The sequence below is a fragment of the Methylocella tundrae genome, assembly GCF_901905185.1.
Lineage (GTDB): Bacteria > Pseudomonadota > Alphaproteobacteria > Rhizobiales > Beijerinckiaceae > Methylocapsa > Methylocapsa tundrae.
Map to the genome: position 1 here is coordinate 18788 of NZ_CABFMQ020000109.1, position 22149 is coordinate 40936.

Annotated in this window: 23 protein-coding genes; 17 read left to right on the forward strand and 6 right to left on the reverse strand. The window is 62.4% G+C overall.

Going from position 1 to position 22149, the window contains the following annotated elements:
* Positions 1–6: 6 nt before the first annotated feature.
* Positions 7–1314 (reverse strand): homoserine dehydrogenase, encoded by a 1308-nt coding sequence (locus tag MPC4_RS16365; RefSeq protein WP_174513455.1) that lies wholly within the window; start codon positions 1312–1314, stop codon positions 7–9.
* Between the two features lie 431 nt (positions 1315–1745).
* On the opposite strand from MPC4_RS16365, the gene map reads away from it, so the two are divergent.
* Both map and radC read left to right on the forward strand, forming a co-directional pair.
* Complete coding sequence (gene map / locus MPC4_RS16370) at positions 1746–2588, forward strand: type I methionyl aminopeptidase (RefSeq protein ID WP_174513456.1); 843 nt, start codon at positions 1746–1748, stop codon at positions 2586–2588.
* A complete protein-coding gene (gene radC / locus MPC4_RS16375; protein WP_174513457.1) occupies positions 2585–3307 on the forward strand; it encodes a RadC family protein in 723 nt (240 codons plus the stop codon). Before map ends, radC begins: the two co-directional genes overlap by 4 nt.
* 9 nt (positions 3308–3316) lie before the next feature.
* Here radC and MPC4_RS16380 read toward each other — a convergent pair whose 3' ends face one another.
* On the reverse strand, positions 3317–3613 hold the full coding sequence (locus MPC4_RS16380) for an usg protein (RefSeq protein WP_174513458.1): 297 nt from the start codon (positions 3611–3613) through the stop codon (positions 3317–3319).
* Between the two features lie 286 nt (positions 3614–3899).
* Between MPC4_RS16380 and MPC4_RS16385 the strand changes: the two genes are divergently transcribed.
* Positions 3900–5183, forward strand: coding sequence for an alpha/beta fold hydrolase (locus MPC4_RS16385; protein WP_174513459.1), 1284 nt, complete (start codon positions 3900–3902; stop codon positions 5181–5183).
* 15 nt (positions 5184–5198) lie between these two features.
* On the opposite strand, the gene MPC4_RS16390 is transcribed toward MPC4_RS16385, so the two are convergent.
* Entirely contained in the window at positions 5199–5729 is a 531-nt protein-coding gene (locus tag MPC4_RS16390; RefSeq protein ID WP_134489012.1) for a flavin reductase family protein, read from the reverse strand.
* Positions 5730–6060: 331 nt separating this feature from the next.
* Here MPC4_RS16390 and MPC4_RS16395 point away from each other — a divergent pair, with 331 nt between their 5' ends.
* Genes MPC4_RS16395 through MPC4_RS16420 form a run of 6 tightly spaced genes read left to right on the forward strand, consistent with a single transcriptional unit; the run spans position 6061 to position 11508 of the window.
* A complete protein-coding gene (locus MPC4_RS16395) occupies positions 6061–6978 on the forward strand; it encodes a branched-chain amino acid ABC transporter permease (RefSeq protein ID WP_174513460.1) in 918 nt (305 codons plus the stop codon).
* A gap of 7 nt (positions 6979–6985) precedes the next feature.
* A complete protein-coding gene (gene livM / locus MPC4_RS16400; protein ID WP_174513461.1) occupies positions 6986–8365 on the forward strand; it encodes a high-affinity branched-chain amino acid ABC transporter permease LivM in 1380 nt (459 codons plus the stop codon).
* A complete protein-coding gene (locus MPC4_RS16405; protein WP_280514826.1) occupies positions 8365–9264 on the forward strand; it encodes an ABC transporter ATP-binding protein in 900 nt (299 codons plus the stop codon). The genes livM and MPC4_RS16405 overlap by 1 nt, the downstream gene beginning before the upstream one ends.
* A complete protein-coding gene (locus tag MPC4_RS16410; RefSeq protein ID WP_174513462.1) occupies positions 9261–9995 on the forward strand; it encodes an ABC transporter ATP-binding protein in 735 nt (244 codons plus the stop codon). Before MPC4_RS16405 ends, MPC4_RS16410 begins: the two co-directional genes overlap by 4 nt.
* A complete protein-coding gene (locus MPC4_RS16415; protein ID WP_174513463.1) occupies positions 9992–10357 on the forward strand; it encodes a DUF6867 family protein in 366 nt (121 codons plus the stop codon). Before MPC4_RS16410 ends, MPC4_RS16415 begins: the two co-directional genes overlap by 4 nt.
* Positions 10354–11508 (forward strand): branched-chain amino acid ABC transporter substrate-binding protein, encoded by a 1155-nt coding sequence (locus MPC4_RS16420; protein WP_244629066.1) that lies wholly within the window; start codon positions 10354–10356, stop codon positions 11506–11508. Before MPC4_RS16415 ends, MPC4_RS16420 begins: the two co-directional genes overlap by 4 nt.
* 26 nt (positions 11509–11534) lie before the next feature.
* Here the strand turns inward: MPC4_RS16420 and MPC4_RS16425 are convergent, their stop codons facing one another.
* Positions 11535–12266, reverse strand: coding sequence for a cytochrome c biogenesis CcdA family protein (locus MPC4_RS16425; protein WP_174513464.1), 732 nt, complete (start codon positions 12264–12266; stop codon positions 11535–11537).
* Between the two features lie 377 nt (positions 12267–12643).
* Here MPC4_RS16425 and MPC4_RS16430 point away from each other — a divergent pair, with 377 nt between their 5' ends.
* Positions 12644–14083, forward strand: a complete 1440-nt coding sequence (locus MPC4_RS16430) for a lipopolysaccharide biosynthesis protein (RefSeq protein WP_174513465.1) — start codon at positions 12644–12646, stop codon at positions 14081–14083.
* 15 nt (positions 14084–14098) lie between these two features.
* Here the strand turns inward: MPC4_RS16430 and MPC4_RS16435 are convergent, their stop codons facing one another.
* Positions 14099–15016, reverse strand: coding sequence for a 50S ribosomal protein L11 methyltransferase (locus tag MPC4_RS16435; protein WP_174513466.1), 918 nt, complete (start codon positions 15014–15016; stop codon positions 14099–14101).
* Positions 15017–15234: 218 nt separating this feature from the next.
* Between MPC4_RS16435 and MPC4_RS16440 the strand changes: the two genes are divergently transcribed.
* The 6 genes from MPC4_RS16440 (at position 15235) to MPC4_RS16465 (ending at position 19314) form a co-directional block, all read left to right on the forward strand.
* Positions 15235–15570, forward strand: coding sequence for a hypothetical protein (locus tag MPC4_RS16440; RefSeq protein ID WP_174513467.1), 336 nt, complete (start codon positions 15235–15237; stop codon positions 15568–15570).
* A gap of 122 nt (positions 15571–15692) precedes the next feature.
* The gene (locus MPC4_RS16445) at positions 15693–16676 is read left to right on the forward strand and encodes a catalase family peroxidase (RefSeq protein ID WP_174513468.1); all 984 of its coding nucleotides are present in this window, start codon (positions 15693–15695) and stop codon (positions 16674–16676) included.
* A gap of 133 nt (positions 16677–16809) precedes the next feature.
* On the forward strand, positions 16810–17469 hold the full coding sequence (locus MPC4_RS16450) for an HAD-IA family hydrolase (protein ID WP_174513469.1): 660 nt from the start codon (positions 16810–16812) through the stop codon (positions 17467–17469).
* The gene (locus tag MPC4_RS16455; RefSeq protein ID WP_174513470.1) at positions 17453–18286 is read left to right on the forward strand and encodes an ATP12 family chaperone protein; all 834 of its coding nucleotides are present in this window, start codon (positions 17453–17455) and stop codon (positions 18284–18286) included. The genes MPC4_RS16450 and MPC4_RS16455 overlap by 17 nt, the downstream gene beginning before the upstream one ends.
* 65 nt (positions 18287–18351) lie before the next feature.
* A complete protein-coding gene (locus tag MPC4_RS16460; protein WP_174513471.1) occupies positions 18352–18738 on the forward strand; it encodes a DUF2946 family protein in 387 nt (128 codons plus the stop codon).
* 66 nt (positions 18739–18804) lie between these two features.
* A complete protein-coding gene (locus tag MPC4_RS16465) occupies positions 18805–19314 on the forward strand; it encodes a copper chaperone PCu(A)C (RefSeq protein ID WP_174513472.1) in 510 nt (169 codons plus the stop codon).
* Between the two features lie 24 nt (positions 19315–19338).
* Here the strand turns inward: MPC4_RS16465 and MPC4_RS16470 are convergent, their stop codons facing one another.
* A complete protein-coding gene (locus tag MPC4_RS16470; RefSeq protein WP_174513473.1) occupies positions 19339–21480 on the reverse strand; it encodes a TonB-dependent receptor in 2142 nt (713 codons plus the stop codon).
* A 380-nt stretch (positions 21481–21860) separates the two neighbouring features.
* On the opposite strand from MPC4_RS16470, the gene MPC4_RS16475 reads away from it, so the two are divergent.
* Entirely contained in the window at positions 21861–22145 is a 285-nt protein-coding gene (locus MPC4_RS16475; protein WP_174513474.1) for a hypothetical protein, read from the forward strand.
* The last annotated feature ends 4 nt before the right edge of the window (positions 22146–22149 follow it).

Below are 22149 nucleotides of genomic sequence, written 5' to 3' on the forward strand. Positions count from 1 at the left end.
CGGAGATTATTCGCGCTCGATGCGAATAAACTGGGGCTTTGCCGCCAAAAACCCATCATCGACCACCGCGTCGAGCGCCTCACGAATGATTTTCTCATGCGTCGCATAGGTGATGAGAATGACAGGAACCGCCCCCGGCGTCTCGTCACCCGCGCCCGGGCGGCGGCGCTGCACGATGCTTTCGAGCGAAATGTCCCGCTCCGCGAAACGCGTCGCGATCGCCGCCGCCGCGCCGGGTCGATCGAATACGGACAGCCGCACATAATAGCCGCCGCGATGCAATTGCATCGGCGCGTTCTCGGCTTCGCTGAGCGTCGCGACCGGCAGGCCGAACGGCGGCGAGCGAACGCCGCGGGCGATGTCGGCGATGTCGGCGACGATCGCCGAGGCCGTCGCCTCGCCGCCCGCCCCAGGCCCGACGAGCGTCAGTTCATGCACGGCGTCGGCGTCGATCGTCACCGCATTGGTGACCCCCATGACTTGCGCGATCGCCGAGGATTTCGGCACCATCGTCGGATGCACCCTTTGCTCGATGCCATCGGGCGTGCGCCGCGCGACGCCGAGGAGCTTGACGCGGTAGCCAAGCTCGGACGCCGCCTCAAGATCAGCGAGGCTGATCGATTCGATGCCTTCGATCGCGATGGCGCTGGCGTCGATGACCGTGCCGAAAGCCAGCGAGGTCAAAATGGCGAGCTTATGCGCGGTGTCGAAGCCGCCGATGTCGAAGGTCGGGTCAGCTTCGGCGTAGCCGAGCTTTTGCGCCTCGCTGAGACATTGCTCGAAGCTCAAGCCCTCTGTCTCCATGCGGCTCAGGATGTAATTGCAGGTGCCGTTCAGGATGCCATAGACTCTCTCGATCGAATTGCCCGCGAGCCCTTCGCGCAGAGTTTTCACGATCGGGATGCCGCCGGCGACCGACGCTTCAAAGGAGAGCGCGACGGCTTTTTCCTCGGCGAGCCGGGCCAGCCGCATGCCGTGCTTGGCGAGCAGCGCCTTATTCGCCGTGACGCAGGATTTGCCGGCGCCGAGCGCCGCCTCGACGCAGGCGAGAGCCACGCCGTCGGCGCCGCCGATGAGTTCGACGAAAAGGTCGATCTCGCCGTACTTTGCGAGATCGGCGGGATCATCGAACCATTTGAAGCGGGAAAGATCGACGCCGCGCTGTTTCGCCGCATCTCGCGCGGAAACCGCGACAACGAGGATCTTGCGCCCTGTGCGTCGCGTCAAAACCTCGGCCTGCCGTTCGAGAAGCCGGAGCACGGCGGCGCCGACGGTGCCAAGACCAGCGAGTCCAATGCGTAAAGGAGGCAACATGAAGAAGAAAGCCTGGAAAAAGGTTGGAGAGCCTTATCGCCGCGCGGAGCTTTGAAGACGCCGTCTTCAACATGCGCTCCTTAGAGCGCGCTTCGACAATGATCGCCCGCGGCTGAAGCTCGAGTGCTCAAGGAATGAGGGTGAATCCGGACCTGTTCGACCTTGCGCTCCAACGGCTCCGGACGGAAGCGGACCTTGCCTTGTTTCGTTGCGCCAATCAAGCCGCAGCTGCTGACACGGACCCCGAATTGACGCTGAGAACACGCGTGGGGCCGCCGAACCCGGTTCGTTTACTGTTCAAAATGGCCGAACGGCGCTCGATTTGGCTGCGGGGGGCAAATCGGAACGGCGCGCCGGCCTTGCTTCGCCGCGACAAATGCCTAAATTGACGACAGATCGGCGGCGCGAGAGTCTGCCGGGTGGACAGGAAAATGACTTTCGTCGACGCTGTGGAAATCGCGGGCCGCAAGGCGGGCCATATCAAATTGCACGGCGAGGAGGCCTTTGCCGCCATGCGGAAGGCGGGGCGGCTCACGGCCGAAGCGCTGGATCTTTTGACCGAGCATGTGCAGCCGGGCGTTACAACCGAGTTCCTCGATTCGCTGATCTTTGATTTTGCGATGTCGCATGGGGCCTATCCCGCGCCGCTCGATTATCGCGGCTATCGCAAATCGATCTGCACTTCGATCAATCATGTCGTCTGCCATGGCATGCCGGACCGCAAGCTGTTGAAGGAAGGGGACATCGTCAATATTGACGTGACCCTCATCGTCGACGGCTGGCACGGCGATTCAAGCCGCATGTATCTCATTGGCGACGTGCCGCGACGGGCTCAGCGCCTCATCGAGGTCACCTATGAATCACTGATGCGCGGCATAGCGGTGGTGCGCCCCGGCGCCACAACAGGCGATATCGGCGCCGCCATCCAGGATTACGCGGAAGGAGAGCGCTGTTCCGTCGTACGCGATTTCTGCGGCCACGGACTCGGCCGGCTCTTCCACGACGAGCCCAATATTCTGCACTATGGCCGTCGCGGCGAAGGCGTGATGCTGCGGCCTGGCATGTTCTTCACGATCGAGCCGATGATCAATCTCGGCCGTCCGCAGGTCAAAATTCTTTCGGACGGCTGGACGGCCGTGACGCGCGACCGCTCGCTGTCGGCGCAATTCGAACATTCGATCGGCGTCACCGAGACCGGCTGCGAGATCTTTACGCTGTCGCCAAAGGGGCTCCATCATCCGCCCTACGATCTCGGGTCGGCGGACGCTGCGTGACCCGGTCCGAGGCGAGGCGCGAAGACGCGCCTCCGGCAAGCGCGGAAACGCCGCATTATCATGGCCACAGGGAGCGGCTGCGTGATCGCTTCCGCAAGGCAGGCGCGGAGGGGCTCGCAGACTATGAATTGCTGGAGCTGATCCTGTTTCGCGCGATGCCTCGGCGCGACGTCAAGCCGCTCGCCAAGGCGCTGATCGCCCGGTTTGGCTCCTTCGCAGAGACTGTCTCGGCGCGGCCCGAGCGCCTTGCCGAGATTGAAGGCCTCGGCGAAGCGGCCATCGTGGAAATCAAGATCGTCGAGGCGGCGGCCCGATGCCTCGCCAAATCATCGATCCAGAAACGGTCGTCGATGTCGAGCTTTGCCGCCGTCATCGACTACTGCCGCACCGCCATGGCCTTCCTTGACCGGGAGGAATTCCGCATCCTCTTCCTTGACAAGAAAAATTTCCTTATCGCCGACGAGGTGCAAGGCGTCGGCACGATCGATCAGGCGCCGGTCTACCCGCGCGAGATCATGCGGCGCGCGCTCGAGCTTAGCGCGTCGGCCCTGATCCTGGTCCATAATCATCCCTCTGGCGATCCGGAACCCTCGACCGAGGACATCTACATGACCCATCAGATCATCGCCATCGCCAAGCCGCTCAACATCGCCGTGCACGACCATTTGATCATCGGCAAGCACGGCCACGCGAGCCTCAAGTCGATGCGCCTCATCTGAAAAGCATCGTCAGTTCAGTCTGAACTCTCCATCGATCGTCCTGATTTCCGCCGGCTTGATCAGTTTCGAGTGGCCGACGCGGACGCTATGCAGCGGACCTTCGAGCTTTTGCGTCCAGAAATTGAGGAATTTCAGCAAGGTTGGAAAGTTCGGCGCAATATCATAGTCCTGCCAGATATAGCTTTGTAATAAGCGTGGATGGTCTGGCAAGCGGTAGAGTATTTCGGCCGTAGCGAGGCCGTAGCCGGCCAGTTGCTTGAGGAAGTCTTCGGAAACTCTGGTTTCGACGTGTTCAGCTTTAATCATTGCGGAACCTCCGAGCCAGCAACGCCGAAAAGCAAATTGCGTTGCGCGGTTTCGACAGTCTTAGCGCCCCTGCGCGCGCCTCCATTCAACGCCCGTCATCTTAATGTTACGTTTGCGTCCAAATTTTGCCGAGCAAAGCTTGTGCCACGCTTGAATCTCGCCGGAACGAGGTTCTGGCCCCGGTGCGATCGCTTTGCCGGACTGACGCAGGTTGCTAGTCTGACGCGATAATGCGAATCAGGCGGCGCCCATATGCGAAAAACGCCGGCTGGGGAGAGAAAAAAGCATGTCCGAGATCACAGTTGCGGGCGAGACATTCAACGTTCGCCTTGAGGGCGACGAGACCAAAGAGGTTTTGGCCCTGGCCCATCATCTCGGCGGCAGTCTCGAGCTTTGGGAGCCCTTGATGCCGGCTCTGCTCGAGCATTTCCGGGTGCTGCGCTATGATTCGCGCGGACATGGCGCAAGCGTCGCCAACGAAGGACCCTACTCGGTCGCAAAACTGGCTCAGGACGCCATCGGCATTCTCGATGCCCTCCGCATCGAAAAAGCGCATTGGCTCGGCCTTTCCATGGGCGCCATCGTCGGGCAGGCCGTGCTGCTTCAGGCACCGGACAGGATCGGCCGCGCCGTGCTCGCCAATACGGCGGCGCAGATCGGCGCGCCGGAGATCTGGAACGCCCGCATCCTGGCCGCGCGGAGCCTCGGCATGGACCATCTGGCGCAAAGCACCGCCGAGCGGTGGTTCACGGAAGATTTCCGCGCGGCCGAGCCGGACCTGGTGAGATTCGTCATCGATATTTTCCGCGCCACTCCCGCCGTGGGCTATGCGGCCGCCTGCGCTGCGCTGCGCGACGTCGACCAGCGCGAAACGGTCAGATCGATTCGCAACAAAGTGCTTGTGCTCGTCGGGCGGCATGACCCCTCGGCTCCGGCCTCCCTCGGCGCCTTCGTCGCAAGCGTCATCGAAGGCGCCAAGCTCGTGACTTTGGAATCCTCGCATATTTCGGCCATTGAGGATCAGGAGGGCTTTATGGAGGCCGCTGTCGATTTCCTGACGGCGGTTGACAGTCCCCTGCGCAAGGTCGCCCCGCCGCGAAAGATAGCGAGGCGCACGCCGGCCCGGCAGGGTCTCGCGAGCCGCGCCCCAGCGAAGAAGGCCGTGGCCAAGAAAGCCCCGCCAAAAAAGGCCGCGACGAAGAAGGCTGCGCCAAAGAAAGCCGCTGCGCAAAAGGCCGCGGTGAAGAAAGCGCCTGCAAAAAAGGCGGTAGTGAAAAAGAGCGCGGCGAAAAAGGCGCCGGCCAAGAAATCGGCGGTCAAGAAAGCCGCGCCGAAGAAGGTTCCGGTGAACAAGGCCGCTGCCAAGAAAGCTGCTGCGAAGAAAGTTGCTGCGAAGAAAGTTGCTGCCAAGAAAGGCGCCGTGAAGAAGGCGCCGGTCCGGACGGCGCCGGCCAAAAGCGCGCCAAGCAAAAGCGTCGCAAAAAAAGGGCGCGCCACCGCGGCCAAGGCCGTTCAGAAAAAGGCCGTTCAGAAAAAGGCCGCGCTCAAAAAGCCGCGGCGTGGCCGATGAACGAAACCCAAAAAGTCAAAGCGTTCTGTAGCGGCGATGAGCATAGACAAGGCTCTCGCCTTCAGGGCCATAGACGACCGCCTCGACAAGACCGATCATGATCAGATGTGTGCCGACTTCCTTTGCCTCGACGAGCCGGCAGTCGAAAGACGCCGCCGCTTCGCGCAGCGCGGGCGAGCCGGTCGCGAGCTTCGTCCAATCGGCGCCCGCGAAACGCTCCTCAAGGCGCTGATCGGTGCGGCCCGCGAAAATATCGGCGAGGACCTGATGCGCCGGGGTGAGCGCGTTGATGCAGAAGACCCCGTTCTCCACGATGCGGTCGACGGACGCGGAGGCTTTGTTGATGCAAAAAAGCATCATCGCCGGATCAAGCGTGATCGACGTCACGGACGTGACAGTGATGCCGCCAAGGCCGGCTGGGCCGTTCGTCGTGACGATATGAACGGCAGCGGCAATGCGGCTCATCGCGTTGCGAAAATGGATCGAATCAGGGCCGAAGCCAAGGGGGGCGGCAAGGTCGGCGCCGCCAACAGTCAATTCGGCCATATTCGTGCTGAAGCTCCTGCTTCTCGTTTCATGCGCCCGAACGGCCGGAGCCAAGCGACCGCCTTTCATAGCAAAAACAAGCCGATCAACAAAGGCTGCCGACCCACGCCGGAGCGTTCGAAACGGCGCCGCAATTGCACGCCGGACCGGGACCAAAGCAATGTCCGCCACGAGGAAAATGCCCCGGCGTCGTATCGGCGCATGCACTGAACTCCGGAGGAGCCGCAAAAATTCGCTTGTTTTTCCATTTTAGCGCATTTTCTCTACGCGGACGCCGATCCGCTTCTCTCGAAAACCACCTCAGCCCGCCAAAGGAGCCGCGAGGACGCCCATGGAGATCTTCCTGCAGCAGTTGATCAACGGCGTGACGCTGGGGTCGATTTATGGCCTGATCGCCATCGGCTACACCATGGTGTTCGGCATCATCGGCATGGTCAATTTCGCGCATGGCGACGTGTTCATGCTCTCCGCCTTCATCGCGCTCATCGTATTTCTCGCCCTGACGCAGATGCTTGGCGTCACATCGCTGGCTTTCGCCTTCGTCATTGTCCTCATCGCCGGAATGGCTCTGACATCTCTGTGGAGCTACATGATCGAGCGCATCGCCTATCGGCGCCTGCGCGGCTCATTCCGCCTCGCGCCGCTCATTTCGGCGATCGGCATGTCGATCTTTCTCTCAAATCTCGTTTATGTGCTGCAAGGGCCGCGCAACAAGGCCCTGCCGCCTTTGTTCCACGACGTCATCACGCTGACCAAGGGCGACGGCTACGCCGTCACGCTGTCGCTGAAGCAAATTCTCATCGTCGGCGTCACCGCCGCGCTTCTGGCCGGCTTCTGGTTTCTTGTGCAAAAGACATCCTTCGGGCGCGCCCAGCGGGCCTGCGAACAGGATAGCCGCATGGCGGCGCTCCTTGGCATCGACGTCGATCGGACGATTTCGCTGACCTTCGTCATCGGCGCGGCGCTCGCCGCGGTCGCTGGCGTTTTTTATATTATTTACTACGGCGTTATCAATTCAGGCGACGGTTTCGTGCCAGGCGTCAAGGCCTTCACGGCCGCCGTTCTCGGCGGCGTCGGCTCGCTGCCCGGAGCCGTCCTGGGCGGCCTTCTCATCGGCCTGATCGAAACGTTCTGGGCGGCCTATTTTTCCAGCGACTACAAGGATGTCGCGGCTTTTTCGATTCTTGCGATCACGTTGATTTTCATGCCCTCCGGCCTGTTCGGCCGACCCGATGTCGAGAAGGTATAGGCGCAAGATGGCAGGGTCCGACGCGCTGCCTCGCTCCGATTCCCCGTCGCCCGTGCGCGCTGCCCTGATCGGGGCGGCAAAAGCCGCCGTCCTGATGTTCGGCCTCGCCTTTCCGATCCTCGCCTATCGCACCGATCTGAACTTCTCCAACGAGCTCTACCTGCAAAGCCGCTGGCCCGCCGTCGCCGTGGCGGTCGCTGCGGCCTTTATCCTCAGATTTTTGGTCCTCCTCGCGCCCCGGCGCCCGCAAAGGGCCGCCAAGCTAAACAACGGACCGGCGCGCTACGGCGCTCTTCTCGTCCTGGCGCGCTTCGCCTCGAGCGCTGGCGTTGCCGCTCTGGTGGCTTTCCCGATCGCGACGCTCGCCATTTCGGGTCCAGCCGGAGCGCAAAAATGGATCGACAATTTCGGCATCCAGATCCTGCTCTATGTGTTGCTGGGCTGGGGCCTTAACATTGTCGTCGGCCTCGCCGGCCTGCTCGACCTCGGCTATGTCGCTTTCTACGCGGTCGGCGCCTATGCCTATGCCCTGCTATCGACGACATGGGGCTGGTCGTTCTGGGTCTGTCTGCCTATCGCGGGCCTTTTTGCCGCTCTATGGGGCATTGCGCTCGGTCTGCCTGTGCTGCGTCTGCGCGGCGATTATCTGGCCATCGTGACGATGGCTTTCGGCGAGATCATTCGCATCGTGCTGACCAACTGGACCGCGCTGACCAATGGCGACGCCGGCATCAGCTCGATTCCCCGCATCACCTTCTTCGGCTGGCCTTTCGTTCCAGGCCCGCACGGATTCGCCGCTTTGTTCGGGCTGAAATTCGCACCGGTGCACCGGGTGATCTTTCTTTTCTATCTCGTTCTCGCCATGGCGCTTCTGGTCAATTTCCTGAGCCTGCGCCTCAGGCGCCTGCCGATCGGGCGCGCTTTCGAGGCGCTGCGCGAGGATGAGATCGCCTGCCGCTCGCTCGGCATCGACACTGTGGCGACGAAACTCACGGCCTTCGCCCTCGGCGCCATGATCGCCGGCATGGCCGGAGCCCTGTTCGCGGCGCGGCAGAATTTCGTGTCGCCGACAAGCTTCACCTTCATGGAATCGGCGACCATTCTCGCGCTGGTCGTTCTCGGCGGCGGCGGCTCGCAACTTGGGGTCGCGCTCGCCGCTGTGGGGATCATCGGCGGCTCGGAGCTTTTGCGCGAACTCGACGGACTGAAGGTTATTTTTGGCGACGGCTTTGATCCCACTCAATATCGCATGCTGATCGTCGGCGTCGCCATGGTCGCGATGATGAACTGGAAGCCGCGCGGCCTCATCGCCCTGCGCAAGCCTTCGATTTTCCTCGTCAAGCCAAAGTCCGTGGTCGGCGTACTGGCGCAAGAGGGCCACGGCTGATGCGCTGGATTTCCGCGCCCCTGCTCGCGGTCGAACAGCTGACGATGCGCTTTGGCGGCCTGTGCGCCGTGGAGGGGCTGGATTTCACCGTTGGGCGCGGCGACATCACCGCCCTCATCGGGCCGAACGGCGCCGGCAAGACCACTGTCTTCAATTGCATCACGGGCTTTTACCGCAGTTGCGGCGGCCGCATGGCCCTCGCGCGCACCGGCTGCGCCGCGCCGCAGGATGTGCGCGCGCTGACGGAAACCGGACGCCGCCACGCCAAAATGGCTTCCGGCGAAATTTTCCTTCTGGAGCGCATGGCCGATTTCGAGATCGCAAAGCACGCCGGCATCGCGCGCACATTCCAGAACATCCGCCTCTTCGCCGGCATGACGCTGCTCGAAAATCTCATTGTCGCGCAGCATAATCAGCTCATCGGAGCGGCCTTCGGCTTCTCCGGCCTCTTGGGCTTTGGCGCCTCCGCCGCGCGCGAAAAGGCCGCGATCGAATCCGCGCGCTATTGGCTCGACAGGATCGGCCTTCTGGACCGCGCCGACGATGCGGCCGGCTCCCTGCCCTATGGCGCGCAGCGCCGGCTCGAGATCGCACGAGCCATGTCGACGGCGCCGGTGCTGCTCTGCCTCGACGAACCCGCCGCAGGCTTGAACCCGCGTGAATCGCACGAGCTCAACGCGCTTCTCTTAAGCCTTCGCGGCGAACATCGAACCTCGATCCTTCTCATCGAGCATGACATGTCCGTCGTCATGGAGATTTCGGATCATATCGTCGTTCTGGATTATGGCGTGAAGATCGCCGACGGGCTCCCCGCCGAGATTCGTCAGAACCCGAAAGTGATCAAGGCCTACCTCGGCGTCGAGCACGAGGACGAAGTCGCGGCGGCGGTCAGGGCATGAGCGGCGCAGGATCTGGCCCCTTGTTGTCGATGCGGGGCGTAAAAACCTACTACGGCAACATCATCGCCCTCAAAGGCGTCGATCTCGATATTCATGAAGGCGAGATCATAACGATGATCGGCGCCAATGGCGCCGGCAAGACGACGCTCATGATGACCATCTTCGGCAATCCCCGCGCGCGCGAGGGAGCGATCCATTTCGCCGGGCGTGACATCACCGCCATGCAAACGCATGACATAGCGCGCCTTGGCCTTGCGCAATCGCCCGAGGGACGGCGGATTTTTCCGCGCATGAGCGTCTATGAAAATCTGCAAATCGGCGCGCAACTCAGCGGCGATCGCCATTTCGCCGCGGACCTCGAACGGGTCTTCGTGATTTTTCCGCGTCTCAAAGAACGCGCGAACCAGCGTGGCGGCACATTGTCGGGCGGTGAACAGCAGATGCTGGCGATCGCGCGCGCCTTGATGAGCCGGCCGCGCCTTCTGATGCTGGATGAGCCCTCGCTCGGCCTCGCCCCGCTCATCGTCAAGCAGATCTTCGAAGTCATCAAGGATTTGAACCGGACGGAAGGCCTCACCGTTTTCCTCGTCGAGCAAAACGCCTTTCATGCCTTGACGCTCGCCCATCGCGGCCACGTCATGGTCAATGGAGCGATCACCTTGTCCGGCAAGGGCCGCGAATTATTGGCGCGTCCTGAAATTCGCGCCGCTTATCTTGAGGGTGGACATTGACGCCCTTATTCGCCTTCGATAACCGCTCCGTTCTGATCTTTCTCGGCCTCAGCGTCATCCTCAGTGGCGCGGCCTCCTACAGCGCCGGGCGCGCGCTCGCGCTGCGCTGGCGTCCGATCTGGCATGGCGCCGTCGCCGCGCTGCTCATCGCCGCCGCCGCGCGTTTTCTCCATTATGCCCTGTTCGGCGAGCCGCTCGTGGCGCTCGCCCGATACGGCCTCGATTTCGCCGCGGCGTTCGGATTCGTTCTCAGCGGATTCAAGCTGACGCGGCGGCGCCAGATGAAACAGCAATATGGTCCGATCTTCGCGCGCGAGGACGCGCCGCGAGGATCGTCAGCAAGCACAGGGAAGCCTTCATGAACCGATTGACGCAGCTGGCTATGAAGCGCCGTCAGAACGTCCTTGCGACGCTCGCGCTAAGCATCCTCGTCGCGATCGGCCCCGGCCGCGCGGCGCGGGCGGACGTCAGAATGGCGGTGGGGGCGCCGATCACAGGCCCGGACGCGACATTCGGCGCGCAATTGAAAATGGGCGCCGAGCAGGCGGTCGCCGACATTAACGCGGCTGGCGGCATTCTCGGCCAGAAAGTCAGCATCGAAACCGGCGACGACGCGGCGGATCCCAAGCAGGGCGTCTCCGTCGCCAATAAATTCGTCGGCGATCAGGTCGCCTTCGTTATCGGCCATTTCAATTCGGGCGTCACCATGCCGGCTTCCGACGTCTATGCCGAGAACGGGATTTTGGAGATCACGCCCGGTTCGACCAATCCGAAAATCACAGACCGGGGCATCGAGACGCTCTTTCGGACCTGCGGCCGCGACGATCAACAGGCAGCGGTCGCAGCGAAATTCCTGGCCGGTCTCGGACCGAAGAAGATCGCCATTCTTCACGACAAGACGACCTATGGCAAAGGCCTCGCGGACGAAACCAAGAAGAGCCTCAACGCGCTCGGCGTCACGGAAGTGCTCTATGAGGGCGTCAACAAAGGGGAAAAGGATTATTCGGCGATCGTCTCTAAGCTCAAGGAATCGGGCGCCGACATCGTCTATTGGGGCGGCGTCCATACAGAGGGCGGCCTTCTGTTGCGCCAGATGCGCGACCAGGGCGTCAACGCCGTGATGATGAGCGGCGATGGCATTGCATCCGACGAATTCGCCGCCATTGCAGGACCCGGCGTCGAGGGAACGTTCATGACCTTTCCGCCTGATCCTCGCGACCGGCCGGAAGCCGTCAGGGTGGTCGAAGAATTCAAAGCGAAAAACTTCAACCCGGAGACCTATACGCTCTATTCCTACGCCGCCGTCGAGGTTCTGAAGCAGGCGGCGGAAGCGGCGAAATCGCTGGATCCTTTAGAAGTCGCCAAGACCATTCATTCCGGCATGACGTTCAAGACCGTCATAGGCGACATCAAATTCGACAAGAAAGGCGATGTGACGCGCGCCGATTATGTCGTGTTCGTGTGGAAGAAAGGTCCAGACGGACGCATCAGCTATTACCAGCTCAAACAGTAAGGATGCGCCGCGTTTCGTCGAGGCCGTCACCCGATTGTGGCAAGGCCCGGAAACGTCTGCAACAGCCAGAAGGAAACATCCTGAACCGAGCCGGTGAGGAAGGCGACGCCGGTCAGAACGAGCAGGACGCCGACGGTTCGCTCCAGCACGCCGAAGTAGCGCTTGAACCTTTTTATCCCGCGAATGAACGGCTCGATCGCCAGCGCCGCCAGAAAGAATGGAATGCCGAGGCCCAGGGAATAGGCGGCAAGGAGCGTCGCTCCCTTGCCGGCTGTCTCCTCCGAAGCGGCGACGGCTAGGATCGCGGCGAGGATCGGACCGATGCAGGGCGTCCAGCCCAATGCAAAGGCGAGCCCCATGACATAGGCGCCCCAGCTCCCGACCGGCCTTTGCACCTCGACCCGCGCCTCGCGATAGAGAACGGCGAAGCGGAACACGCCTATGAAATGCAGTCCCATCAGGATGATGGTGCCGCCGGCGAGCACCGACAACAGCCTCAGATGCTCGCGCAAGACCTGTCCGACGACGGAAGCGGTGGCGCCAAGCCCGACGAAGACTGTCGAAAAGCCGCAGACGAAGAGCGCGGCGGCGATCAATATGTCCCGTCTCGCCCGGCCCTCCCGCTGCGTCGCCACCTCCTCGATGGTCGTCCCGGCGATAAAGGTCAGATAGGGCGGAACCAGAGGCAGGACGCAGGGACTGAGAAAGGACAAAAGCCCGGCGAGCGCGGCGGCGGGAAGGGTGACATCATGCGACATAAGCGCTTTTAGCGGGTTCGAGGAATGGGCGGAAGCGGCAAGCCGCTGATCGAAGGACAACAGTTGACGATTTTCGTAAACTTCGTGTGATAGGCTCAATACCTGCCTGAGTGCGATCTGAGGCCCCGCGGATCAAAACAGCGTGCATAAAATGCGTGCGATTCGACGTCGGCAAAAAATGCTCTAAAACGTCAACCATCGCAAAGCCATAGGCAGGCCCGCCGTTTGCTTCGGCGGGCTTTGGAATTGGAAAGGATCGCCGCGATCTCCATGCGCTTTCCCGTTATTGCCCACTCGTTGCGCTTTGAGCCCGCATCGCTCGCAGGCGGCGCCGAGTTCGGCGCAAAAAACCGGCACGGTCCGGGCCGAACGCCGCGATGACGGTATTTTTCGCCTTTTTCTGCAACATTCTGTTCAATTTCGCAGTCGGCCTGCTCGTCGCCAAATTTCTCGGACCCGAGGAATATGGCCGCTTCGCCCTCGCCCATGCGACCGCGATCGCGGTGCAGACCGCCTTCTTCGACTGGATCCGGCTCGGCGCCACCCGCTTCTATTCGGAGCGCATCCGCAGCGAAGATCCGGCCTTGCGCGCGACACTCGATTTCGGCTTCGCCGTCATCGCCGTGGCGCTCACGGCGGGCGCCTGTTTTCTTCTTTTGTCCGGCGTGACGTTTACGCTATCCGACAGCCTGATCCTTCTGGCGCTGGGCGTCGCCATCACCAACGGCCTGTTCGATTATTACACGGCCCTCGTTCGCGCCCGCTTCCATGACCGGCTTTTCGCGCGGCTCGTCCTCGTCAAGAATATCCTGACCTTCGCGCTCATGGGCGGCGGGGCGTTCTGGTTCGGCTCTGCCAAAATGACGCTGATCGGCGGGATCATCAGCCTCGGCGGCTCGGTCGTCACCGCCCGCGCCGCGCTCCTCGACCCGTCCTCCGACGTCCGGCTCGCGCGATTGCCGATCGCGGAGGAGCTGATGCGCTACAGCCTGCCGATCGTCGCCGCGAATCTGCTCTATCTGTCGATTCCTCTTGCCAACCGGTCGATCGTCGCCGTGCTTTATGGCTTCTCCGAAACCGGCCAGTTTTCGCTCGCCTATGATTTCGGATCCAAGGCCATTCAGGCGATCGGCTCGGCGCTCGATATCGTGCTGTTCCAGATCGCCGTGGCGACGCATGAGCTGCGCGGACCAAAACAGGCGAGGCGTCAGATCGGGCGCAACATGACGATCGTCTTCGCCATGGTGCTGCCGGCCTGCACGGGGATCTGGCTGACGCTGCCGTCGATCGAATTGCTCATCGTGCCGGAACAGTTTCGCGGCCATTTCGGTCTGTTGCTGCCGCTGATGATGACCGGGCTTTTCTGCATGGCGATCATTCAATATGCGATCGCTCCGATCTTCCAGATCGAGAAGAGGACCGGCCCCTTGATCGTCGCCGCGATCGTTGCCTGCCTCGTTGATCCGCTGCTCATCATCGCCCTGCCGCGCGACGCCGACGCCTCAAGCCTCGCGATTGCGCAGGCGGGAGCCCTCCTCGCATCCCTCATCACGCTTATTGGATTTGCAAGCGCCGCCAAGCCGAAATGGCCGCGCATGCGGGACATTGGCGCGATCATTCTCGGCAACGCGGTCATGGCGGCGGCGCTGCTGCCGATGCGCGATCGCGATCCGGGCGTTGCGACGCTCATCGTTCAGATCACCCTCGGCGTCGCCGTCTACGCCTTGATTGTGATGAGCGCGGATATCGCCGGGCTGCGCGCCATCACGCTCGCGCGGCTACGCCTCTCTTTCGCGCGCACCAAAACGCTCTCGTGAGCCGATCCTTCCAGGTCAGCGCTTTTGCATGAGAAGCGTCGCCCAGCCGTCGATATCGAGGCGGCGGGCGAGCACCATTTTCTGCGCGCGATAGGCGGCGAGAACGCCGGGGACGTCGCGGGCGATGAGGCCTGAAAGAACAATGTCGGAGCCCATTTGCGTCAGCTGCGCAATGTCCGGCGCGAGTTCGCGCAGGGGCCGCGCGAGGATATTGGCGAAGACGAGATCGTAAGGCGCGGCTTTGCGCAAAGCGTTGTGCGCCGCGCCGCGCGCCTGCACCGGATCGACGAAGGCGCCGACGCCGTTGCGCCTCGCGTTGCTGGCCGCGGCCGCAACGGAAACCGGATCGATATCTCCCGAATGAATAGGCCGCTTGAACAGTTTGGCGGCCGCTATGGCGAGCACGCCTGTGCCTGTGCCGATGTCGAGAATGGAGCGCGGCCGGCGCCGTCGCGCGATGCGGTCCAGCATCAAAAGGCAGCCCCGCGTCGTCCCGTGGTGCCCCGTGCCGAAGGCGAGCGCCGCCTCGACTTCAATGGCGATGTCATTGTCGCGCACATCCGCGCGGCTGTGCGCGCCATGCACGACGAACCGGCCGGCGCGCACGGGCTTCAACCCCTCGAGCGATGAGGCGACCCAATCGCGCGTCTCGACGCGGCCAAAGCTGAGGCGCTCCGCGGTCGCTTCGCCCGCAACCGCAGCGATGAGCGCCCGGATGTTCGCCTCGTCCGGAGGCAGGCCGAAATAGGCTTCGACAATCCAGGCGCCGCTCTTCCAGTCATTTGTCGTCGGCGCTTCTTCAAAAGCGGAGACCGCGACATCGGCCGGATCGAACGTCTCGATAATGACGTCCGAGACCCTGCGCGCCATCGGCTCGTCGCAGGAGAGGCGCATGACGTGAGCGGCGTTATTGGGAGGCAAACCTTCAAGCATGGCCGCGCCTAGCACGCTGCGCCGGAAACGGCAATCGGTCTGCGCCCGTGGAGGAGACGGGACAAAGGGCGGCGCAAGGCTCGACCTGATGCGAAAATGCGCTAACATCGCAGCCGCGCGTTTTCATTTTCTTTGTGTTTGCCTTTGTCCTTGCCGACGCTTTCGCATTTGCCCCGCCGCCATTTGCCCGGGTGAAACCCTCTCGCCAAGCTTGGTACATGCCGATCACCGCTCCCCATGTCACACGATGCGCGGCGTCCGCTTTTGGCGCCGCGTTGGCGTTTGGCGTCGCGCTCGCATTGCCGGCGCTGGCGGATGAGCCGCGCGTCTCGCCCCTGCCAAAACCCGAGCTGACGCTGCAAAACTTCGGCCGCCTAAACCCCGATTGCCTCGAATGGACCAATGGTTGCGCCGTCTGCCGCCGTCTGGAGCCTCGGCAAGCGCGGGCAAATCATCCATGGTCGCGCCGCGGACTTGTCAAAATAACGTGTTCGACCCCCGGCATCGCTTGCCAGCCGCGCGAGCTTGTCTGCGAGGCGAAACGAAGCCGCTAGCCAGTCACGCTCTGGCTTGCCGCCAATTTCTTAGACATGATACTGAAACGCGGCGCGAATACGAAAATGAAGTTCTGCGGTTTCGCCGCGCCTACGCAATGTCGCTTTCCGGGAGAAAGTAAATGACCAAGACGAAGCTGCCAATATTCATGGCCGCATTGACCATTCTTTCGGGCTCCCTTCCCGCAAGAGCCGAGGAGCCGGATGTCGCGACGCAGATTGTCGACGTGATGAACAAAGTCTTCGGCGTTCATCCCGGCTTTCGCGCCAATCACGCCAAAGGCGTCGTCGTCGAAGGCAGCTTCACCGCGACGCCCGAAGCAGCCGGACTGAGCCGCGCGGCGATCTTTACCGGCGCCAAGATCCCGGTCACCGTACGATTCTCCGATTCGACGGGCGTTCCGAACATCGCAGACGGCAGCCCGCAAGCGAACCCGCATGGCATCGCGATCAAATATCACCTGCCCGACGGCAGCGAAACGGATATGGTCACGAACTCGCTGCATTTCTTCCCCGTCGCCACGGGCGAGCAGTTTCGCGATCTTCTGACGGCTATTTCGCAAAGCCCGAAAGACGCCGCACAGCCAACGGCGCTCGACAAATTCAAGGAGAGCCATCCGACAGTTGCGGCCGCTTTGGCGACTGTGCATACGCCGGACAGTTTCGCGGATGAGGAATATTTCGGCGTCAACGCATTTATCTTCGTGAACAAGGCAGGCGCGAAACAGGCCGTGCGCTATCAGATCACGCCGGAAAAACTCGTCTATCTCGATCCCAAGGCAGCCGCCGACAAGAAGCCTGATTTTCTCATCGACGAGTTGCCAAGCCGCCTCAAGGCCGGCCCCGTCACTTTTCATCTGAAGGCGCAGCTGGCGGCGCCGGGCGATCAGACGAAGGACGGCTCGAAACCCTGGCCCGCCGACCGAAAGGTCGTGGACCTTGGCGTGTTGACGATCGACAAGGCGGTCCCCGACAGTCTCGAGGCGCAAAAGAAACTGCTGTTCCTTCCCGGCGCGCTGACCGACGGCATCGAACAATCGGATGATCCGCTCGTCGATACCCGCGACGGCGCCTATGCGGTCTCTTTTTCGCGCCGCAACCCCTGACGGGCGAAAGGGACGCCGCCGGGCGATCGAGGCAAGGTCTGAAGGCGCGCGACGCCGCTCTTATCCTGTAGGCCGAGGGCCGTTACGCTCGGCCGCAAGCAGATCGCCTCGATCGAACCAAAGGATTAAGCGCGTGAAACTGGTGATTTTCGACATAGACGGCACTTTGGTCGACAGCCAGGATTACATCATCGAGGCGCAGCGGCGGGCATTTTCGGCCCATAAGATCGCACCGCCGAGCCGCGCGGCGTCGCTTTCCATCGTCGGGCTTTCGCTGAGTGAAGCCTTTACGGTTCTCGCCGGGGCGCAAGCCCCGGTCGAGAGCCTCTCGGAAGCCTATCGCGAGGCCTGGACGGAGATCAGAGCCGATCCCGCCTATGACGAACCGCTTTTTCCCGGCGCCCAGGAGATCATCGCGACGTTCGCCGGCATGGATGACGTCGCGCTCGGGATCGCTACGGGAAAGGCGCGGCGAGGCGTCGCGCATCTGCTGGAGCGCGCCGGCTGGCGCGACTGGTTCGACACTGTGCAGACCGCCGACGATCACCCCTCGAAGCCAGCGCCGGACATGATCCTCGCGGCCATGACGGAGACCGGCGTGGAGCCTTCCGCAACCTATATGATCGGCGACGCCAGCTTTGACATGAAGATGGCCGCGGCCGCCGGCGTTCACCCGATCGGCGTCGGCTGGGGCTATCACAGCCGGGCCGAGCTCGAGGACGCGGGCGCTGAACGGATCGTTGCGGATTTTGCTGAATTGCTGCATTTCATCGCAGATGAACCAGGACGATAAGCCGAACAAAACCATCCGCGACGATCTCGCCCCCACGCCGGGCGAAATCATCCCGATCGATCCCGTCGCGATGGCGCGGCGCGATTTGCGCAAGACCTTGCCGAAGCGCTTCTATAAAGAAGCGACGGCGGAAGCGCGGGACGGCGCCTTCGCGCTGCTGCTCGATGGACGTCCGGCCAAAACGCCCGCCAGGAACGCCCTCGCCCTGCCGACGCTTGCCGCCGCGCGGGAGCTGGCGGCGGAATGGGCGCGGCAGGAGGAGTTTATCGATCCGGGCTCCATGCCGCTGACGAGGATCGCGAATTCCGCAATCGACGGCGTTGCGCGCGAGATGGCGGCGACGGCGGCGGATGTCGCGAAATATGGCGCCTCCGATCTCATCTGCTATCGCGCGGGAGAGACTGAGGATCTTGCCCGGGCGCAGGCGGCCAGCTGGGACAAGGTGCTGGATTTCGCGCGCGAAAACCTCGGCGCGCGGCTGATCTGCGTGGAAGGGATCAATTTCGCCGAACAGCCGGAGCCGGCGCGGCGCGCAATTCTCGAAGCCGTCGAGAAAATTGCCGGGGATGAGGCGTCCGGCCCGTTTGCACTCGCGGCGCTGCATGTGATGACGACGCTGACGGGATCGGCGCTGCTCGCTTTGGCGGTGGCGCATGGCGCCTTGACGCCGGAAGAAGCCTGGACAGCGGCGCATGTCGATGAAGATTTCCAGATGAAGGTCTGGGGCGTCGACGAACAGGCGATGGCGCGGCGGGAGCGGCGCTGGGCGGAAATGGAGGCCGCGGCGCGGCTGCTCGAGACCGTGCGCCGAACATAGGCAAGATCGCATTTAGTCCAGCGGGCCGCGCCATCGCGCCGGCTCAAGCGCGAGGCTCCACAGCCGTGACAGCAATGCGTAGCCAATGGAGCTTTTGGGTCGCCCTCGCGGCGGCCTATCTGCTCGCCGCCCAGAGTTTCCTCGGCGCGCAGGCTTTGGCTTCCGGGAGGACCGGGCCGGAAGCGATCATTTGCGGCGCGCAGGCGCAAGGCGCTCCAAAAGGCCCGCGCGATCCCCTCAATCACGGAGCGCCGCCGCATTGCTGCCTCGCAGGGTGCTGCATGTTCGCCCAAGGCGGCGCCCTGACGCCAGCCTCCCCCAGCCTCATAGCGCGCCAGCCGATCGAGGTCATAGCGTCAGGCGGTGCGGGTGAGGAGAGCTTCGTCCCGCCACAAAGGCGAAATCCGCATTCTCCCCGCGCGCCGCCGCTAAATGGTTCGAGATTTGTCTGATTCCCAGCCGGTTCATTCCGGGACCTCGCGCCAATCCGGCGCAGCCATCTTGCGTGGAGACATCCCATGTCCATCTTCAACTGTCGCGCTTTCGCCGGCGCCCTCGCCATGTCCGCTTTGCTGGTTTTCGGCGAAAGCGCTTTCGCCAAAGACTTCAAGCTCGGCGACCTTGAAATTATCCAGCCCTGGTCGCGCGCGACGCCCTCCAGCGCGAAAGCTGCGGGCGGCTGGCTCGTCATCAAGAATGGGGGCGAGACCGCTGACCGGCTCGTTTCCGCCACCGCCGAAATCGCGGATCGCGCTGCGGTTCACGAAATGACGATGAGCGGCGGCGTCATGAGCATGCGCGCTTTGAAAGACGGCCTCGCCATTCCGGCCAGGAGCGAGGTCGTTCTGAAGCCCGGTTCCTATCATCTGATGTTCGAGGATCTGAAGCGTCCCTTGAAACAGGGCGAGAGCTTTTCTGGAACCTTGACCTTCGAGAAGGCGGGAACAGTCAGCGTGACCTATTCCGTCGAGGGGATGGGGGCGACCGCGCCAGCCCATGAGGGTCAATCCCACGGCGACATGCATTGAGCGTGATCGCCGGGCGCCAGCAGCTCAGAACCGCTGCGTGACGCCTGCGAGAAGCGTGCGCCGCAGGCCAAATTGCGGCGCGCCAACCCCAACGCCGCTGCCGTCGCGGATTTGATATTGGGCGTCGTTGAGGTTCAGCACGTCAAGACGAAGCTCCGTGCCGGCGCCGAAGCCGAGATCGAGCTTTTGCACGATGCTGGCGTTGACGGCCGCATATTCAGGCAACGACGCGCCATTTGGAACAGTCGCAGTGCTGGCGCGAAGGCCGCTTTGCGCCACGAGATCGACGGAAACGCGCGTTGCGAATTTGGTCCCCTGATTGAAGGTGTAGGCGGCGCCAGCCGACGCCGTCCACGTCTGGTCGTGATCGAGATGGATGTAGTTTTGCTGAATGTAGGCGAGTTCGTCCGGTGCGAAATTGAACTGAGAGGAAATGATGTTGATCCCCATCGCGCGTGAATAAGCGGCGTTGCCATAGATCGACCAAGGCCCCACGTCGTAGCTCGCTGTGAATTCGACGCCGCCGACCCGCGCGCTCGCATAGTTGAAGGCCGACAGGATGATCGGAGCGCCGAACTGGCCTTCGTCGATCAAATTGGTCGCCAGCTTGTAATATCCGTCGACGCCGACCGTGAAGCCAGGAACGACAAGCTGGGTGACGCCGAGGTCGAAATAATGCGAGCGCTCCGCTTTGACCGAATCGTCCCGCGTGACTGAGGGAGCTGCTGTCGTATTGGCGAAAAGGCCGATGCTCGTTGGCGCGACGAGCTCGAATGGCGGCGGAACGAAATAGCGCGAATAGCCGGCGTGGATCGTCGTCGTTTCGGTCGCCTTCCATACCGCATTGATGCGCGGGCTGACCTGCGTCTCATTGGTATATTCATTGACCCCATCGAAACGCAGGCCATAGTTCAGCGTCAGAACCGGCAGGATGCGCCATTCGTCCTGCAGATAGACGCCATAGAGGCCGCCGGTCTTGCCGCCAATGTCAACCACGCCGATCGGCTGATCCAACGTTTGGGCGCCCGTGCTGTCGACAGGCAGAACGTTGGAAAATGTGTTGTAGCTCGTGTGCTCAAGCTGAGCGAGGAAGCCGGCGCGCAGCGTGTGGCTGTCATTGAGGCGCCAGCTGCCGTCGGCCTGCATTCCGCCTGCGAGATTGGAGCGCTGCGCGCTCTGGGCGATGCCGTTGAACAGAAGGTCGCCCAACGGATCCGGCGCATAGGAGAGATTGCTGTTGCGCACAAAGGCTGAGATCTGCACATCCGCCGACCCGATATGTTTTTGCAGTGAGATCACGCCGAACTGCGTGTTCTCACTCTGGTTCTCGTTGAGAACGCCGCTGTTGAACGTGCTGGCGCCTTTGACTGTGAGCCCGAGTTGCGGCGCCTGGCCCGGATTGTTCGGGATCTGAAACTGTCCATTGAAGGCGCCGCCGAAGACGCTGACCCGCGTGTCCGGATCGATAATGGCGTTCATGATGGAAAAGCCGTGCCATTGCTCGGTATTATCGTGAAGCGCATTGAAGCTCGGAGCGGGGTTTTCGATGCCGCGCGCGTTTTGCAGATAATCGCCCGTGATGAACCAGTCGACCTTGTCATAGCGTCCGCCATATTCAAAGCTCGGCTGCGCCCAGGCGAAGGTCCCGCCATAGGCGGTAAGGCCAAGGCCCGGATTGGTGAGGCCCGTCTTGGTCTGGATGTCGAGCACGCCGGCAGTCTGGAAGCCATATTGCGCCGGCAGCGCCCCAGTGATCAGCGATATGCTGCGGGCAAAGCGCGTTTCGAGCGCCTGACCGAAAACGGAAAGCCCTTCGGGCAATTGCACGCCATTGATCCGATATTGCACATTGGCGTGGTCGCCGCGCACATGCACCTGGCCGAAACTATCCTGCGCGACGCCGGGGGCCTGTAGCAACACCTGATTCAAGGGCGCATTTTCGCCCTGCGGGATCGCCTGAAGAGCCTGCTGGTTGAAACTATAGGCGCTGGCGCCGAGGCTCGGCTGGATTTGCAGACGCGCCGCATCGAGTTGCTGCGAAATAATCTCGATGGAATCGAGTGTGATCTGGTCGCCGCCGGCCGCCACGGGCGAAGCGTCTGGTCCCGGCGGGAGCGCGCCCGCGGCGGCCGGCCGCGCGGCAATCGCCAGTGCTACAAGCAACATTGTTTGACGTATCGACATAGCCATCCCTCGAAACTCAAGCTGAGCTTAGGTATGAAACGTTATAATGTTTCATTACCCGCGTCCAGAGCAACGGCTCGGCTCGCGCCAATGGCGCAGCCAAGGATTGAGGAGAGAGGAGATAGAGGGAAGCGGGGGCGATCCTCGTTTCGCAGTCTGACGCTTGCGCCACAGGTTTCAGACGGGGCGCTTCTCGCGGACCGCCGACGTGCAAAAAGCAGAGCGCCGCCGCAAGGCCTCAAGAGGCGGCTGGATATTCACAAATCCAGCTTGCGCGTCGGCGCGGAGAGAGCCATTCTGAAAGCTTGACGGGGGCTACGAGGCCCAAAAGGGCGAAACTCTCCGCCACCATTGGAGAAGCCATGATCATTGAATATGATTTCGGCAAGAAGGAGCGCCCGGCCGACAAGAAGTTCGGTAAGCCCGCGGATGCCCACACCGTCAAAGTGACAGGCAACGCTCAGATCCATCTCGAGTTCGCCAATGCGCGCATTGCGAAACTTGAGGCGGCGCTGCGCAGCGCGCAGGCGGCTGCGACCGCGCGGCCGAGCGAGTCCGGGCGCGAGCAAATTCTCGTCGACGCCGCTGAATACGCGCGCCTCTTGCGCTGCAAGGAGCTGGTCGCGGCCGCGCTGGCGGACAGCTGACGCC

Bases quoted from the DNA above. Each gene is read 5' to 3' on its own strand.
- MPC4_RS16365 (WP_174513455.1), bottom strand. From the start codon at position 1,314: ATGTTGCCTCCTTTACGCATTGGACTCGCTGGTCTTGGCACCGTCGGC.
- map (WP_174513456.1), top strand. From the start codon at position 1,746: ATGACTTTCGTCGACGCTGTGGAAATCGCGGGCCGCAAGGCGGGCCAT.
- MPC4_RS16380 (WP_174513458.1), bottom strand. From the start codon at position 3,613: ATGATTAAAGCTGAACACGTCGAAACCAGAGTTTCCGAAGACTTCCTC.
- MPC4_RS16385 (WP_174513459.1), top strand. From the start codon at position 3,900: ATGTCCGAGATCACAGTTGCGGGCGAGACATTCAACGTTCGCCTTGAG.
- MPC4_RS16390 (WP_134489012.1), bottom strand. From the start codon at position 5,729: ATGGCCGAATTGACTGTTGGCGGCGCCGACCTTGCCGCCCCCCTTGGC.
- MPC4_RS16395 (WP_174513460.1), top strand. From the start codon at position 6,061: ATGGAGATCTTCCTGCAGCAGTTGATCAACGGCGTGACGCTGGGGTCG.
- livM (WP_174513461.1), top strand. From the start codon at position 6,986: ATGGCAGGGTCCGACGCGCTGCCTCGCTCCGATTCCCCGTCGCCCGTG.
- MPC4_RS16405 (WP_280514826.1), top strand. From the start codon at position 8,365: ATGCGCTGGATTTCCGCGCCCCTGCTCGCGGTCGAACAGCTGACGATG.
- MPC4_RS16410 (WP_174513462.1), top strand. From the start codon at position 9,261: ATGAGCGGCGCAGGATCTGGCCCCTTGTTGTCGATGCGGGGCGTAAAA.
- MPC4_RS16420 (WP_244629066.1), top strand. From the start codon at position 10,354: ATGAACCGATTGACGCAGCTGGCTATGAAGCGCCGTCAGAACGTCCTT.
- MPC4_RS16425 (WP_174513464.1), bottom strand. From the start codon at position 12,266: ATGTCGCATGATGTCACCCTTCCCGCCGCCGCGCTCGCCGGGCTTTTG.
- MPC4_RS16430 (WP_174513465.1), top strand. From the start codon at position 12,644: ATGACGGTATTTTTCGCCTTTTTCTGCAACATTCTGTTCAATTTCGCA.
- MPC4_RS16435 (WP_174513466.1), bottom strand. From the start codon at position 15,016: ATGCTTGAAGGTTTGCCTCCCAATAACGCCGCTCACGTCATGCGCCTC.
- MPC4_RS16440 (WP_174513467.1), top strand. From the start codon at position 15,235: ATGCCGATCACCGCTCCCCATGTCACACGATGCGCGGCGTCCGCTTTT.
- MPC4_RS16445 (WP_174513468.1), top strand. From the start codon at position 15,693: ATGACCAAGACGAAGCTGCCAATATTCATGGCCGCATTGACCATTCTT.
- MPC4_RS16455 (WP_174513470.1), top strand. From the start codon at position 17,453: ATGAACCAGGACGATAAGCCGAACAAAACCATCCGCGACGATCTCGCC.
- MPC4_RS16465 (WP_174513472.1), top strand. From the start codon at position 18,805: ATGTCCATCTTCAACTGTCGCGCTTTCGCCGGCGCCCTCGCCATGTCC.
- MPC4_RS16470 (WP_174513473.1), bottom strand. From the start codon at position 21,480: ATGTTGCTTGTAGCACTGGCGATTGCCGCGCGGCCGGCCGCCGCGGGC.
- MPC4_RS16475 (WP_174513474.1), top strand. From the start codon at position 21,861: ATGATCATTGAATATGATTTCGGCAAGAAGGAGCGCCCGGCCGACAAG.